Here is a 585-nt window from a genome sequence, read left to right as displayed (position 1 = left end):
TATTCATAAAAAACACGTCACCCTTTCTCATTAACATAAGAAAATAGTAACGTGCTTTTAACTTCAAAAATAGTCTAAATCCTTAAGTTGATGGATGTGTGGTGCTACCCCTCAATGAACAAAAAAAATTAGCATAGTAAAATAGTATTCGTCGGATAGGAGTCCAATATATTATTAAAATTAAGATGGTTCAAGTTGAAGGAAGGCACTTTAGGGGGTCTTTTCGTTATTTTTAAAAGGACCTGCTCCATTCATTCTTAAAAACATAAAGTAAAGTGAACCCGTTAAAATACATGAATGAACCTTAGTTTTAATCCTCTTACCTAAAGGAGGAACTATTATGGGCTATGGTGGTAGTTGCGGAGAAGGCTGTGGTTTTGCTGGAGGATTTGCTTTGCTTGTTGTACTCTTTATACTATTAATCATTATCGGATGCAGTTGCTTCTGCTAAAAAACTATTAGAAAGGACACTCTTATATGAAGTGCACCCCAATTGTTAGACACATAATTAACAATTGGAGGTGCATTTTTTATGGCTAAATTTTCTTCAAAAGATAAAATACAAGCAGTAAAACGATATCTAGA

At 33.3% G+C, this 585-nt stretch carries 1 protein-coding gene; it reads left to right on the top strand.

Going from position 1 to position 585, the window contains the following annotated elements:
• Nucleotides 1–340 precede the first annotated feature (340 nt).
• On the top strand, nucleotides 341–451 hold the full coding sequence (locus ACS2CR_RS34345; RefSeq protein ID WP_000540371.1) for a YjcZ family sporulation protein: 111 nt from the start codon (nucleotides 341–343) through the stop codon (nucleotides 449–451).
• The last annotated feature ends 134 nt before the right edge of the window (nucleotides 452–585 follow it).

The sequence above is a fragment of the Bacillus cereus group sp. BceL291 genome (genome assembly GCF_051776705.1).
Classification (GTDB): Bacteria; Bacillota; Bacilli; order Bacillales; family Bacillaceae_G; genus Bacillus_A; species Bacillus_A cereus.
The sequence above is the reverse complement of the archived record's forward strand: the minus strand, read 5'-3'. Positions and strand labels throughout refer to the sequence as shown.